This window comes from Acerihabitans sp. TG2 (assembly GCF_035013185.1).
Classification (GTDB): Bacteria; Pseudomonadota; Gammaproteobacteria; order Enterobacterales; family Enterobacteriaceae; genus Acerihabitans.
This window is the reverse complement of sequence record NZ_JAYGJO010000049.1, coordinates 1-13,605: the sequence shown is the minus strand read 5'-3', so window position 1 is coordinate 13,605 and position 13,605 is coordinate 1. Positions and strand designations below refer to the sequence as shown.

Here is a 13,605-nt window from a genome sequence, read left to right as displayed (position 1 = left end):
TACCGCGACAACGCCCCGGCCCGGGTGATGAGTGCCGTGACCGCGAATGATGGTACGGTCATTTCGCCGACTATCCGCGTCGGCGAAGGCTGGGATTATGCCAACCTTGACGCCCTGGTGATGGACGCCACCACGCAGCTGATCGCCCCCTGGTATCAGGAAGACCCGGAACTGGTGGTGATCTGTGGTCGCCAACTGCTGGCGGATAAGTATTTCCCCCTGGTTAACCAAACCCAACCCAACACCGAAACCCTGGCCGCCGACCTGATTGTGAGCCAGAAACGCATCGGCAACCTGCCAGCGGTGCGCGTGCCGTACTTCCCGCCTAATGCGCTGATGATCACCCGCCTGGATAATCTGTCTATCTACTGGCAGGAAGACACCCACCGTCGCCTGATTGACGAGGTGGCCAAACGCGATCGCATCGAAAACTACGAGTCAATTAACGAGGACTTTGTGATCGAGGATTACGCCTGCGGTGGGCTGATTGAAAATATCGAGATGCTCGACCCGAAGGAAAAAGAAAAGGAGCCAGAGCCTGCCAAACCCGCCACGGTGTTTGACTACAACGCCCTGGCCACCGCTACCGTGGCAGCGGTTCGAGCAGCGGATCTGGCCGCTGCCACCACCGGCACTGGAGCCTAAGCCATGCTAAGCCCTGCCCGCCGTCATGTGCTGCGCCAGCACGCCATCGAGGCTGCGCAGCGGGGGGATAACCCGCTGCGCCATGCCACCGGCTACGAGCTGATGTTGCTCAAGCTTAACGAGGACAAACGCAAACTTAAACAGGTGCGCTCCCAGGAGCGCAAGGCCGAGCTAAAACGCCAGTTGCTGCCGGACTATGCGCCCTGGGTGGCTGGGGTATTGGCCGAGGGACGCGGAGCCCAGGACACCATCCTAATGACCGTGATGATTTGGCGACTGGATGCGGGGGATATTCCCGGTGCGCTGGAGATTGCGCGCTACGCCCTGCGCTACAAGCTGGCCACGCCGGACACCTTCACCCGCCCCACGCCTTACCTGTTGGCCGAAGACGTCGCCGAGGCGGCCATTCGTGCCCACACGTCGGGCGAGCCGGTCAATGTTGATCATCTGCTGATGACACTGGAGCTAACCGACAGCGAGGACATGCCTGACCAGGTACGCGCCAAGCTGCACAAAATCATCGGCTACGTGTTGCGTGATACGGGCAAGGCTGAACGGGCGTTAGACCATTTAAAACGGGCGTTACAGCTGCATAGCCGCTGCGGCGTTATCAAGGATATCGAGCGGCTGGACAGGCTTTTGCGCAACGCCATCCCGTCGGCTTAACGAACGCGCCCCGCGCCGGGCGGCACGACTGGCCGCGCTTTCCCCTCGGGACTGAGCTACGCCTGTCGTCCACCGCCCACCTATTTAGAGGGATTTATGTCGTCACTGGTGATACCCGCGCCGCGCCCGGAAGTCGAGGACGAGCCGCTAATCCAAAACACCTTTTTCTGGCCTGCCGTTGACCCGGCTTTGATGCGCGCCATTCTGCGTTATGAAGGCACCATTACGCCGCTGCGCCTACGCCATGCCATAAAAAGCGCCATCGCCGAGGTCAACACCGAACTGTGGGAGTACCGCAGAGATCAAATGGCCCTGGGATTTGCCACCCTGGCCGAGGTGCCCGCCGACCAGATTGACGGGGAAAGCCTCAAGCTGTCCGAGTACCGACGCGCGGTTAGTGCCATCACTGCCGCCAGCCTGGCCGAACGTTATCGCGGCTACGACGCCAGCGCCAACGGCGGCAAAAAGGCCGACGAAGTGGAAAGCCGCATTGATGAGCTGTGGCGTGATGCGCGTATCAGTATCAGCAACGTGGCCGGTAAACGGCACTGCATCATCGGGCTGTTGTAATGCAAATCTACGCGCTGCAAGGGGATACGGTAGACGCCATTTGCTGGCGTTATTACGGGCGCACTCAGGGCGTGGTCGAGCAGGTATTGGCTGTCAACCCCCGGCTGGCCGACCTGGGGGCCATGCTGCCCCACGGCACCACTCTGGAACTGCCCGACATCCCCGACGCAGCGGTTATTGAAAGCCTTAATTTATGGGATTGAAATATGGAGCGGATCACCTCGGCGTTTGCCTATTGCGTTGCCGTGTTCCTGGCCTGGCTGGGGCGCATGTCACCGCAGGATGTGGCGTTTATGGTCGGCGCAGCGGTGGGCGTCGGCACCTTTTTAGTGAACTGGTATTACCGGCGCAAAAGTTATCAGCTATTGGCCCGCAACGGGCTGCGCCGGGAGGTGTATGACGAACTCAACCGTTAAACGCTGTGCGGCCGCCGCTATTCTGGCACTGGCCGCGCTGCTGCCGCAATCCAAAACCCTGCATACCTCCCAGGCTGGGTTAAGGCTGATCGCGGATTTTGAAGGCTGTCAGTTATCACCCTACCAGTGCAGCGCCGGCGTCTGGACTAACGGTGTCGGCCACACCGAAGGGGTAAAGGCTACCCGCCCCATTACCGAACGCCAGGCGGCGGTTAACCTGGTGGCCGATGTGCAGCGGGTGGAGACCGGCATAACCCGCTGTATGACGGTCAGCCTAATGCCGCAGGCGGTATTTGATGCGGTGGTGGCGTTTGCCTTTAACGTCGGCGTGCGCGCTGCCTGTGGCTCCACGCTGGCGTTTTTTATCAATAAATCCCGCTGGTCTGATGCCTGTCACCAGTTAAACCGCTGGGTATTTGTTAACGGTGTGCGATCGGCGGGCGTCGAACGCCGCCGCAAAGCAGAAATGGCCTTATGCCTAAGTGGAGCCTGATATGCGCCTGATGATGGTTTTACTTCTGGCGGCGGCGATCGCCATCGCCGGGCTGCTGTGGTACGCCGCCACGCTCAACGACGACCTGGCTCAACAGACCCGCATAAACGGCACCCTGGCGGCGGGTATCGAAAGCCGCGATACGGCGATCGCCCGCCTGCAACACGAGGCGTTAGACCAGGCCCAGGCCGAACTGGCCCTGCGCCAATCTCTGACCGCTGCCGGACGCCTGGCGCAAAACCGCGAACAACGGATCCAAGGACTGCTCAATGAAAACCAAACCCTGCGCAATTGGTATGACACTGCTTTGCCTGACGCTGCTATCCGGCTGCACCAACGCCCCGCCTTCGCCAGCGCCGCAGATTATTTACGTTGGCTGTCCGAGAGTGAGCCGTTGCCCAATGCCGGGCAGCCAGCCAAAAAGTAACGGCGATTTAAGCGCTGATATCCGTCAACTCGAATCCGCCCTGGCCACCTGTGGCCTCCAGGTGGACGCCGTTAAACAATGCCAGGAACAACATGATGCTGAAACCCGCGCAACTGCGCCAGGCATTAACGGCCAGCGTGCCGTTGCTGCAAAACAACCCTGATAACCTGCACCTGTTTATCGACAACGGGCGCGTGGTCTCGACCCTGGCCGCGTCGCTGTCGTTTGAATATCAGTACCAGCTTAACCTGGTGATCACCGACTACGCCGGGGATGCGGATCTTATCATGGTGCCGGTGCTGGCCTGGCTACGGGAAAACCAGCCCGACATTATGGCCACCGAGCATAAACGCCAAACTGGCTTTACCTTTAAGGTGGACGTGTTAAGCGACACGCTAAGCGATATCAGTATTGATTTGCAGCTCACCGAACGGGTGATCGTTAAAGAACAAAACGGCGCGTTGCACGTTGACCATGTACCGGAACCGCCCATGCCGGAGGCCATTACCCGACCGGCGGTGCTGTATGCTAATAACGAACGGATAAGCGGATAATATGAATGAGTTAGAGCAGTTCGACCAACGCCTAGAAGGACTGATTGCCGCACTTAGTCCGCAGGCCCGTAAAACCATGGCGGTCACCATTGCTAAAAAGCTGCGTACCAGCCAGCAACAGCGCATCAAACGCCAGAAGGCACCGGACGGCACACCTTATGTGCCGCGCAAGGCGCAACCGCTGCGTAAGAAACAAGGCCGGGTAAAACGGGAGATGTTCAGCAAGCTGCGCACCAATCGTTATATGAAAGCCAAAGGCGATAGCAACAGCGCGGTAGTGGAGTTTACAGGGCGGGTGCAAAGGATGGCGCGGGTGCATCATTATGGATTGAGGGATAGGCCGTCATCAAAAGGAGTAGATATCCAATATACCGAGCGTCAGTTAATGGGCTTAAATAAAGACGACCAATCAAGAGTAAATTCATTGATAACTGATAATTTATACGATTTACTTTATTGAAAATAAATGGAGCATCAAGAATAAATTCTCAATGCTCCATAGGGTTATGTGATAATCAATTTGCGATCGAATCCTAGAAAATCGCACAACACTCCTAAAACAGCTTGAGCAGCGGTAGAGATAGCTGTCGGAGCGATGGAGTCAACGTTGTAAGCTAATGAATCAAGCTCGCGAGCACAATCAAATATATAATTACTGACATTTGTTTTACTAAAGTAATCGGCCAAGATCTCTGCTTTAATTGTTTCTGATTGTAATTTCAGCTCTCCCTCTATTGTTTCAGATATACCAGGCTGAGTAATAAAGCTTCCTGCTAAAGCCGAAGCCATTTTCCCAACGCGCTCTGTGAAAAATTTGCCAGAATTGCCATATCTGAAACCCGTTACTAGCAGTTGCCTTCTTTGCTCCTGCTCAGACGTGAGATGCTCGCTTAAAATAAAATCTAATGAAATCAATAAATAAGATAATAATGTATAAATTGCTCTCCATACTGTCGGTAATTCAGGAGATTGTTTAGATAATGATATTGCGCAATCAAAGAAATAACTCAATTCTTTTATGAGTAAATTACAACTATCAAAATTTAATGAATCAAGCAACCTTGATTTATTTTTTTCTATTCGACCTTTCCAATCACCACCTATTTTTCCATTGGAGAATTTTTCAAATGATTGATTTAAATCCTCTTCTGTTATTCTTTTTAGCTGTGATTTTTCACTTTTAAATAGCTTGGCCAAAAATTTACCATCAAGTACATGTACATGATGTTTTAATCCAAACTCACGCACATCAGGTCTATTTTCACTAGTTACTACTATACATCCATCTAGATTAAGAACCGACTGTAAACCCTTAGCCCAAAATATACGTTCAATGGCCTGAGGAGTTCTTTTATTCTTTATATCAACATTTATTCTTTCGCGGTTTAATGGTGATGCCTTACCATAAAGAAAAAGATCAATATCTGTCACATCGAATTTATTAAACGTAAACTTGCTGCCACGAACCACATAATAGCCCATTCCAATAAAATAATTACGCAGCATTTCTTCAGATGCATAGCCTTTAGATAATTTTTCAATCATTTACCAAGCCCCCCTACTCGTATATCGTCCAATAAGTTTTTGGCTTGAATTTTAACAGCTTCTGTACAATTTTTTCGTATGTATTCCCTTGTAGTCTCGGGATTTAAAAATTCAGTAACTTTTGCTCCAGGAATGTTAATTACAGATTCCGCAGTAATGTCACCATTTTGTATTACTGACAGGGCCAATTTACCAACTTCAGCTTTGAGTAACCTCATTGTAAAACGGCCATTTCCTGTAGGGGTAATTCGTACTACACCTTTCATTTCGAGTGCCTGATAGTCACTCCCTATAGCTGTCGCCGGGCCAACCTCGCCACCATTAATTAATTTATTCATTAGTAATGAGATATATTGAATTTTCCCTCTGTAATAGCTACTGATAGTCATACCATAAGTCAATGATGCGACTAAAGCTTTAGCAAGATCTAATGCATCATCTGCAATGGTATCACTGAATTTTGAAAAAGCTGCTGGCCGTGTTACAAAGTAACTTCTCCCCTCATCATTACCGACAACACTAACATCAACCATTCCAATAGAATGTAATTTATTGAATAAATCTTCACCCAATATTTTCTTTGCCGCATCTAACGGTATACAACCAGTCGATTGTAATTTTTGATTAAGTTCAATTATAAGTCTGCCTTCAGGTGCATTTAGCGAGCTAATAACAGCATTTACTTTCTTAGCGTCTTTTTTTCTAAATAAATTACCATTGAAAATTAACTTCTCATCCTTGGATATTTGTTCTGAATCAAAAAAATTTAAACCCTGGCCCATTAATAGTGTCATTTGCACAATGGAGCTTGGTATTTTATAGGTATCAGAAATATACTCTCTTGCTTTGGTGTCAGTAATTGGCAATTCTGACGCGATTTCAGAAATTCCTATTACTGCATCTTCGTACGGTTCATGTGGGGTTTCATTAAATATTGTTGATGTATGTTCCAGGATTGTTTGTCCGGTTAAACCTAAGACTTCAATCGCATGTTTACCTTTTGAAATTAACCTTTGGCGTTCAAGCTCGGTAATTATCGAGGGCAATTCAGTTTTGGGACTAATGAAGTTAGCCTTCGCTAAAGCATCAAGTCTTTTATTGTTTAACTGCTCTTGAGAATCAGAGGAGATTGCCGAAAGCAATGCCCCACACTTTCCTGCAAAACTGATCGAATCAAAATCCTGACTAGTGGTAGTTTGAACTTTTTTGGCATGATGTATGATCCATGCCCCATGAACTTTACTCTCCATAGCACCCCCTAAGTTATTGTTTTTTTGTTAAATATAAATGGATTACTGTAATGGGAATATGTTATTTGGCTAATAATGAATAAACCATTTGTTGTTTCATTTATCAAACGGTTTAAAGCGATTGTTTGATTCCAGCACTGAATGTAACCATATTGTCCATGGAAAAATTTTATCAAACAATTGCAATCACCCGCCTCCTCCGCAACCTAATCCGCATTGGCACCGTCGCCGCTGTCGATCTGGACAACGGCCTGTGCCGCGTGGAGACCGGCGACAACACCACCAACTGGCTGCATTGGCTGACCGCCCGCGCCGGACGCACCCGCACCTGGTGGGCGCCGTCCGTTGGCGAGCAGGTAATTCTGCTGGCGCTCGGTGGTGAGCTGGATACCGCCTTTGTTTTGCCCGGCGTATTTTCCGATGATTTTCCCGCACCGTCGGCCTCGGCTGATGCGGTGCATATCGTTTTCCCCGATGGCGCGGTGATCGAGTATGAACCTCTGACCGGTGCGCTGCTGACCACCGGCATTAAAACCGCCACGGTCAACGCCGCCGACAGCGTGGCGGTGACCTCACCGCTGATCACCTGCACTGCCTCGACGCGCATCACCCTAGATACGCCCGAGGTGGTATGCACCCATAGGCTGACGACCCAAACCCTCGACGTTAAGCAAGGCGGCACGATGACCGGCAACCTAACCCACAGCGGTGGCGCGCTGTCGTCCAACGGCGTGATCGTGCATAACCATAAACATAAGGATGTGCAATCCGGCGCCAGTCAAACAGGTGGCCCGGTATGAGTAGCACAACCTACCTCGGCATGAACCGCGACAGCGGGCGCGCCCTGGCCGACCTGGCGCATATTCAACAAAGCGTGGCCGATATCCTGATAACGCCTATTGGCTCACGCCCGATGCGCCGGGCTTATGGTTCGCTGCTGTCTGAGCTGATTGACCAGCCGCAAAACGCCGCGCTGCGTTTGCAGATCATGGCGGTGTGTTATAGCGCCATTCTCCAGTGGGAGCCGCGTATTAGCCTGTCCGGCATCACCTTTGCGTCCACCTATGACGGCAAAATGGTGGTGGAGTTGACCGGTAAAACGGTCAATCAGGCCGCCGATATTTCCCTTTCCATTCCAGTGAGTTGATCCCATGGCAACCATCGACCTAAGCCAATTACCCGCGCCCCTGGTTGTTGAGGCGCTGGACTACGAAAGCCTGCTAACCGAGCGCAAGGCCACGCTGGTTTCCCTGTACCCGGAAGAGCAACAGGAGGCCATTGCCCGCACCCTGACGCTGGAGTCTGAACCCATCGTTAAACTGCTGGAAGAGAACGCCTATCGTGAGCTGTTATTGCGCCAACGGATCAATGAAGCGGCGCAGGCGGTGATGGTGGCCTACGCCAACGGGGCCGATCTCGACCAGGTGGTGGCTAATTTTAACGTCTCGCGCCTGACGGTACAGGCCGCCGATGAGTCGGTGGTGCCGCCCCTGGCCGCCGTGTATGAGGCGGATATTGATTTGCGCTTGCGTGCGCCGCAAGCTTTTGAGGGGCTAAGCGTGGCCGGGCCGACTGGCGCTTATGAATATCACGCATTAAGCGCCGACGGTCGGGTGGCGGATGCATCGGCGTTGAGTCCGTCCCCGGCCTGCGTCACCATCACCGTGTTATCACGCGAGGGTGACGGTAGCGCCCCCGCCGACCTGCTGGCGGTGGTGGAAAAAGCGCTAAACGATGAAGACGTGCGCCCGGTGGCCGATCGGGTGACGGTGCAGTCCGCCACCATCGTGCCTTATACCCTCGATGCCACGCTATACCTGTACCCCGGCCCGGAGGCGGAGCCAGTACGCGCCGCCTCCGAGGCCCGGTTAACTGCCTTTATCAGCGAACAGCGCCGGTTAGGCAGGGATATCCGTTTATCAGCATTGTATGCCGCGCTGCATGTGGAAGGGGTACAGCGGGTGGAGCTGGCCGCCCCGTTGCTGGACGTGGTGCTGGATAAAACCAAGGCCGCCTATTGCACCGGCTACCGGTTAAGCGTAGGTGGTTCCGATGAGTAGCCGCCTGTTGCCGGTCGGCTCCAGTGCGTTAGAAGTGGCTGCCGCCGAAGCCTGTGCGCATCTGGGCGACCTCAATGTGCCGTTGCGGGAATTGTGGAACCCCAACACCTGCCCACTGGCATTGCTGCCCTATCTGGCCTGGGCCTATTCGGTTGACCGTTGGGATGAGGGCTGGACAGAGGCGGCCAAACGCGCTGTGGTGTCCGCCTCGTTTTATGTCCATAAACACAAAGGCACCATTGGCGCACTGAGGCGTGTGGTCGAGCCGCTCGGCTACCTGATTAAGGTGGTGGAGTGGTGGCATAACCACGAAACGCCCGGCACCTTTCGCCTGGACGTCGGCGTGCTGGAGACCGGCATCACCGATGAGATGTATATCGAGCTGGAGCGCCTGATAGACGACGCCAAGCCATTGAGCCGTCACCTGATTGGCCTGTCCATTAACCTGGACGTATCCGGCACGACCTCAATCAGCGCGGCCAGCTATGACGGCGACGAGCTGACCGTGTACCCCTATTTCCCTGAAACCCTTACCGTGGCCGGCCAGCAGTATACCGGCGGCGCGGTGCATCTTATCGACACGCTGCGAGTAAGTTTATGACCACAAAATATTATGCCCTGCTAACCAATCTAGGTGCGGCCAAGCTGGCTAATGCCACCGCATTAGGCACCCAATTAAAATTAACCCATCTGGCGGTAGGTGATGGCGGCGGCACTTTGCCTACGCCTGACCCGGCGCAAACCCAGCTGATCGGCGAGCAGCGTCGCGCCCCGTTAAATTCCCTGTCGGTGGACGCGGCCAACACCAATCAGATCATTGCCGAGCAAATTATTCCCGAAAATGAGGGCGGTTTCTGGATCCGGGAAATTGGCCTGTTTGATAGCGACGGCATACTGATTGCCATCGCCAACTGCCCGGACACCTATAAACCACGATTGCAGGAAGGCAGCGGACGCACCCAGACCGTACGAATGATTTTAATCGTCAATAACACCGAGGCGGTGACGCTAAAAATTGACCCAACGGTGGTGCTGGCCACGCGCCTATCGGTAGATAAGGCGGCCATTGAAGTTAAACAATATGTTGACAAAAAGCTGGCTGAGCACCTCAATCATGCAAACCCGCATATGCAATATCTGCAAATAGACAAGGCATTAGCAGAAATTAAAGATAATGATCTCGTTGATGACCTTTTTAACAACCTAGGATTGGGTGATGCGGCTACATATAGTGTCGGCAAGGATGATGATCAGTTACCGAACGCACAGCAAATTATTAAAACGACTGTTCTCCCAGGAATATGTACTCGTACTGAGATTATGGGCAAGCTTGTCATTTTGCACGGAAAAACGGGGGGATTAAATTTCAGAGATTATAAAGTAGAATTCACGCTACCAATAGCTATGCCAACATCATCTTATGTAATGTTAGCCAATGACGGCGGAGCCGGAATTTTCATTGTTGCATCACAACCAGTTTCCGCTGGGATATGCCGTTTTTTCTCAAGAAACATTGAGAATCATGCTTCAAATCTATTGGGATTTCATTATATTTGCATAGGAACTTATTGATGTATTTTACGAAAAATATTGGATTTACTTTTTCTCCCTTCTCTGATGAGTCGATTGAAATAACTCATAACGAATGGGAAAGCCTTGTGCTCGGTCAATCGGAAGGAAAAATCATTACAGCATTAGATGGGGATAAGCCCTTTCTTAGTGAACCACCAGAACTTACTTATGAAGAAGAGATCTTAATCGCCAAAAGGCATCAACAGCATTTACGTAAAATGGCTGAGTTAGCTATCACACCTCTTCTGGATGCTGTGGATTTTGATATAGCAACCGAAAAAGAAGAAAATCATCTAAGGGCGTGGAAATTATATCGCATTGCAGTAAACCGCGTAGATGTTAGCCACGCGTCCGATATCAATTGGCCGGAGAGTCCTGCTTGAAAATGGAACCGATATTAATTACTGCGCGCCCTTCATTTTCCAAGCATGAGGGTTTATCTTATGATGATCACCGAATTAGGTGCAAATTTATAAGGTTAAAAATTTAATTTTTGGATAATATGTCATCCTTAAAAAGATGACGCATTCTTTATGATTAATATAAGTAAGTTACATAAAGATTTTTCTACGTAATTGAATACTCAATCACTTTAATATTACCCTTTAATCGTTTTTATCTTAAATGTGCCTTTTTGTTTGATATTAGCATAGCTTATAGCAGCATCTAAAATAGATAAAGCATATGAGCTATTCCTTTGTTGTTTTTTATAAAAATTAAATAAATATAAATTCAGCAAAGAAATTGACATAAACATGATGATGAATGCAATTACTATCAAATTGAATGATGACTCAAATAATATTTCGAATGCTTTATCAAATGCTTTCACAAAGGCACCCGTAAAGGTCATAATAAAAGCAAAAACAGTGCCAAACTGAGTGAAATAAGTTACCTCATTATTTGCTTTATTTAAATTCACCTTGACAATCAACTTCATAATGTCTATTTGACGTTCTGTTTTATGGCTTATAATAACTATAGAATTATAATTATGAACGATTTCTATATTATTTATTTTTTTTAAATACGATATTACAAGATACGAAAACAAAAAAACACATATCAATAAAATAAAAAATAAAGTAAAAATTATGAAAATTAATGGATATTTCATCAATGCCTTAAAGTTGTGCCCCGTTAGACTAAAATAGTCTAAAACACATAAAAAAAATACGCCCAGAGATAAAATTCCCAATGTTATCAATAGAATTGATAAGAAAATTTTCAACAATTTGACTATTTTACTATTTTTATCCCATCCGGGATAAGATTCAATTTTCGAAATATCATCAATAAGTCCTTCCTCAAAATTATTACTTTGCACAAAAAAACCTCGATTTAGAAATGTACATACTATATCGGCTTAATGTCGAAAAACTTGATTCCACCGATGCATTAAACATCTAATGATCATCTCGTTGTATCAACGAAGAACAAACTATGAATTCATGCCAGCATTAAGAATACCCTTTATTATTATCATAAATACAAATAAGAGATTCTCCCTATGTCCCCTTATCATCATGGCGTGCGCGTTCTGGAAATTAACGACGGCACGCGCACCATTTCCACCGTTTCCACGGCCATCGTCGGGCTGGTGTGTACCGCCGAAGATGCCGACGCAATCACCTTTCCCCTGAATACCCCGGTATTAATTACCGATGTACTGACCGCTGCCGGGAAAGCCGGTAAACAAGGCACGCTCTATTCTTCGCTGATGGCCATCGCCAGCCAGGTGAAACCGGTCACGGTGGTGGTGCGCGTGGCCGCTGGCAAGGACGAAGCCGAAAGCACCTCCAATATTATCGGCGGTGTTGATGCCGACGGACGTTATACCGGCCTTAACACACTACTGGCCGCGCAAAGCGAGACTGGCGTAAAACCGCGCATTCTTGGCGTGCCGGGGCTGGATAATCTGGAAGTGGCCACCGCGCTGGCGTCAGTCTGCCAGCAATTGCGGGCGGTGGGGTATATCAGCGCCTGGGGCTGCAAAACCGTGTCCGAGGCCATCAAGTATCGGGAGAACTTTAGCCAGCGCGAACTGATGCTGATTTGGCCTGACTTCCTGGCCTGGAATACCACCACCTCGGCCAGCGATACCGCGTATGCCACTGCTTACGCCCTGGGGCTGCGCGCCAAGATTGACACCGATACCGGCTGGCATAAAACCCTGTCCAACGTCGGCGTGAACGGCGTCACCGGTATTTCTGCCCATGTGTATTGGGATCTGCAGACCACCGGCACCGATGCCGACCTGTTAAACCAGGCATGCGTCACCACGCTTATTCGCAAGGACGGTTTTAAATTCTGGGGTTCGCGTACCTGCAGCGACGACCCGCTGTTTGCCTTTGAGAACTACACCCGCACCGCGCAGATTTTGGCGGACACCATGGCCGAAGCACACCTGTGGGCGATGGACAAACCCATGACGCCGACGCTGGTCCGCGACATGATCGAGGGTGTGAATGCCAAGTTCCGCGAGCTGAAAACCGCCGGATACATTATTGATGGCTCTTGCTGGTACGACGCCACCGCCAACGATAAAGACACTCTCAAAGCAGGTAAGCTGCTGATCGATTACGACTACACGCCGGTGCCGCCGCTGGAAGATTTGACCTTCCGCCAACGCATCACTGACCAGTACCTGGCAAGTTTTGCTTCTGCCATCAACAGTTAAGGAATTTTTATGGCTTTGCCCCGCAAATTGAAATTACTCAATCTGTTTAATGACGGTATCAGTTATATGGGCGTGGTGTCGTCCATGACCCTACCGAAGCTGACCCGCAAGTTAGAGAACTATCGCGGCGGTGGCATGAACGGCGTCGCCCCGGTGGATTTGGGCCTGGATGATGACGCCCTGTCGCTGGAATGGGCCATGGGCGGCATTGACGACCTGGTGCTGACCCAATGGGGCGCGGCAGGCGTTAACGCGGTGCCGCTGCGTTTTGTCGGTTCGTTCCAACGCGACGACACCGGCGAAGTGACCGCCGTCGAAGTGGTCTTGCGCGGTCGCCATAAAGAAATTGATTCCGGCGACTACAAACAAGGCGAGGACACCGAAACCAAAGTGTCCACCCAATGCACCTATTACAAGCTGACTATCGGCGGCAAGGTGCTGATTGAAATCGACACCGTGAACCTGGTGGAGATCGTTAACGGCGTCGATCGGCTGGCCGAACATCGCCAGGCTATCGGCCTGTAATTTTCCCCGGTTTATCGCGGACAAATAACGATAAAACGACATGCATTCCCGCTTCAAATAGGAAATAAATATAATGAATAACCTGGTCGAACTGGACACCCCCATTAAACGCGGCGAGACGCTGATCACCGAAGTGGAAGTGTTAAAACCCAACGCGGGCGCGCTGCGCGGTGTACGCCTGGCCGACGTGGCCAACGCCGAC

21 protein-coding genes and 1 pseudogene are annotated in these 13,605 nt (G+C 50.5%); 19 read left to right on the top strand and 3 right to left on the bottom strand.

Going from position 1 to position 13,605, the window contains the following annotated elements; genetic code table 11:
- From SJI19_RS23690 to SJI19_RS23645, 10 genes are all read left to right on the top strand, one after another.
- A partial coding sequence (locus SJI19_RS23690; RefSeq protein WP_323480704.1) for a P2 family phage major capsid protein occupies positions 1 to 645 on the top strand: 645 nt, incomplete at its 5' end.
- A gap of 3 nt (positions 646 to 648) precedes the next feature.
- A complete protein-coding gene (locus tag SJI19_RS23685) occupies positions 649 to 1,311 on the top strand; it encodes a terminase endonuclease subunit (RefSeq protein WP_323480703.1) in 663 nt (220 codons plus the stop codon).
- 96 nt (positions 1,312 to 1,407) lie between these two features.
- Positions 1,408 to 1,881, top strand: coding sequence for a head completion/stabilization protein (locus tag SJI19_RS23680; RefSeq protein ID WP_323480702.1), 474 nt, complete (start codon positions 1,408 to 1,410; stop codon positions 1,879 to 1,881).
- Entirely contained in the window at positions 1,881 to 2,084 is a 204-nt protein-coding gene (locus SJI19_RS23675) for a tail protein X (RefSeq protein ID WP_323480701.1), read from the top strand. Before SJI19_RS23680 ends, SJI19_RS23675 begins: the two co-directional genes overlap by 1 nt.
- 3 nt (positions 2,085 to 2,087) lie before the next feature.
- A complete protein-coding gene (locus SJI19_RS23670) occupies positions 2,088 to 2,297 on the top strand; it encodes an HP1 family phage holin (protein ID WP_323476804.1) in 210 nt (69 codons plus the stop codon).
- Positions 2,278 to 2,790 carry a lysozyme gene (locus tag SJI19_RS23665; protein ID WP_323480700.1) on the top strand — a complete coding sequence of 171 codons (513 nt, stop codon included), beginning with the start codon at positions 2,278 to 2,280 and terminating at the stop codon, positions 2,788 to 2,790. The genes SJI19_RS23670 and SJI19_RS23665 overlap by 20 nt, the downstream gene beginning before the upstream one ends.
- A 1-nt stretch (position 2,791) precedes the next feature.
- On the top strand, positions 2,792 to 3,217 hold the full coding sequence (gene lysB / locus SJI19_RS23660; RefSeq protein ID WP_323480699.1) for an Rz-like lysis system protein LysB: 426 nt from the start codon (positions 2,792 to 2,794) through the stop codon (positions 3,215 to 3,217).
- A complete protein-coding gene (lysC, locus tag SJI19_RS23655) occupies positions 3,102 to 3,380 on the top strand; it encodes an Rz1-like lysis system protein LysC (protein WP_323480707.1) in 279 nt (92 codons plus the stop codon). The genes lysB and lysC overlap by 116 nt, the downstream gene beginning before the upstream one ends.
- Positions 3,313 to 3,771: a phage tail protein gene (locus tag SJI19_RS23650; RefSeq protein WP_323480706.1), complete on the top strand. Its 459-nt coding sequence runs from the start codon at positions 3,313 to 3,315 to the stop codon at positions 3,769 to 3,771. The genes lysC and SJI19_RS23650 overlap by 68 nt, the downstream gene beginning before the upstream one ends.
- A gap of 1 nt (position 3,772) precedes the next feature.
- Positions 3,773 to 4,231 carry a phage virion morphogenesis protein gene (locus SJI19_RS23645; protein WP_323480698.1) on the top strand — a complete coding sequence of 153 codons (459 nt, stop codon included), beginning with the start codon at positions 3,773 to 3,775 and terminating at the stop codon, positions 4,229 to 4,231.
- 44 nt (positions 4,232 to 4,275) lie between these two features.
- Here the strand turns inward: SJI19_RS23645 and SJI19_RS23640 are convergent, their stop codons facing one another.
- Together SJI19_RS23640 and SJI19_RS23635 are read right to left on the bottom strand one after the other, a co-directional pair.
- Positions 4,276 to 5,316, bottom strand: a complete 1,041-nt coding sequence (locus tag SJI19_RS23640; RefSeq protein ID WP_323480697.1) for a hypothetical protein — start codon at positions 5,314 to 5,316, stop codon at positions 4,276 to 4,278.
- Positions 5,313 to 6,566: a hypothetical protein gene (locus SJI19_RS23635; protein WP_323480696.1), complete on the bottom strand. Its 1,254-nt coding sequence runs from the start codon at positions 6,564 to 6,566 to the stop codon at positions 5,313 to 5,315. The genes SJI19_RS23640 and SJI19_RS23635 overlap by 4 nt, the downstream gene beginning before the upstream one ends.
- A 158-nt stretch (positions 6,567 to 6,724) precedes the next feature.
- Between SJI19_RS23635 and SJI19_RS23630 the strand changes: the two genes are divergently transcribed.
- From SJI19_RS23630 to SJI19_RS23605, 6 genes are read left to right on the top strand one after another with little or no spacing between them, the layout of a single operon-like run.
- The gene (locus tag SJI19_RS23630; protein WP_323480705.1) at positions 6,725 to 7,366 is read left to right on the top strand and encodes a phage baseplate assembly protein V; all 642 of its coding nucleotides are present in this window, start codon (positions 6,725 to 6,727) and stop codon (positions 7,364 to 7,366) included.
- Entirely contained in the window at positions 7,363 to 7,713 is a 351-nt protein-coding gene (locus SJI19_RS23625) for a GPW/gp25 family protein (protein ID WP_323480695.1), read from the top strand. Before SJI19_RS23630 ends, SJI19_RS23625 begins: the two co-directional genes overlap by 4 nt.
- A gap of 4 nt (positions 7,714 to 7,717) precedes the next feature.
- Positions 7,718 to 8,626, top strand: a complete 909-nt coding sequence (locus tag SJI19_RS23620) for a baseplate assembly protein (RefSeq protein ID WP_323480694.1) — start codon at positions 7,718 to 7,720, stop codon at positions 8,624 to 8,626.
- On the top strand, positions 8,619 to 9,227 hold the full coding sequence (locus SJI19_RS23615) for a phage tail protein I (RefSeq protein WP_323480693.1): 609 nt from the start codon (positions 8,619 to 8,621) through the stop codon (positions 9,225 to 9,227). Before SJI19_RS23620 ends, SJI19_RS23615 begins: the two co-directional genes overlap by 8 nt.
- Positions 9,224 to 10,198, top strand: coding sequence for a phage tail protein (locus tag SJI19_RS23610; RefSeq protein WP_323480692.1), 975 nt, complete (start codon positions 9,224 to 9,226; stop codon positions 10,196 to 10,198). Before SJI19_RS23615 ends, SJI19_RS23610 begins: the two co-directional genes overlap by 4 nt.
- Positions 10,198 to 10,581 carry a tail fiber assembly protein gene (locus SJI19_RS23605; RefSeq protein WP_323480691.1) on the top strand — a complete coding sequence of 128 codons (384 nt, stop codon included), beginning with the start codon at positions 10,198 to 10,200 and terminating at the stop codon, positions 10,579 to 10,581. Before SJI19_RS23610 ends, SJI19_RS23605 begins: the two co-directional genes overlap by 1 nt.
- A 215-nt stretch (positions 10,582 to 10,796) precedes the next feature.
- Here the strand turns inward: SJI19_RS23605 and SJI19_RS23600 are convergent, their stop codons facing one another.
- Entirely contained in the window at positions 10,797 to 11,525 is a 729-nt protein-coding gene (locus SJI19_RS23600; RefSeq protein WP_323480690.1) for a hypothetical protein, read from the bottom strand.
- Positions 11,526 to 11,708: 183 nt separating this feature from the next.
- On the opposite strand from SJI19_RS23600, the gene SJI19_RS23595 reads away from it, so the two are divergent.
- The 3 genes and pseudogenes from SJI19_RS23595 to SJI19_RS23585 all read left to right on the top strand — a co-directional run.
- Entirely contained in the window at positions 11,709 to 12,878 is a 1,170-nt protein-coding gene (locus tag SJI19_RS23595) for a phage tail sheath protein (RefSeq protein ID WP_323480689.1), read from the top strand.
- A gap of 9 nt (positions 12,879 to 12,887) precedes the next feature.
- Positions 12,888 to 13,403, top strand: a complete 516-nt coding sequence (locus SJI19_RS23590; RefSeq protein ID WP_323476817.1) for a phage major tail tube protein — start codon at positions 12,888 to 12,890, stop codon at positions 13,401 to 13,403.
- A gap of 73 nt (positions 13,404 to 13,476) precedes the next feature.
- A pseudogene (locus SJI19_RS23585) lies at positions 13,477 to 13,605 on the top strand (phage tail assembly protein); the annotation flags it as partial.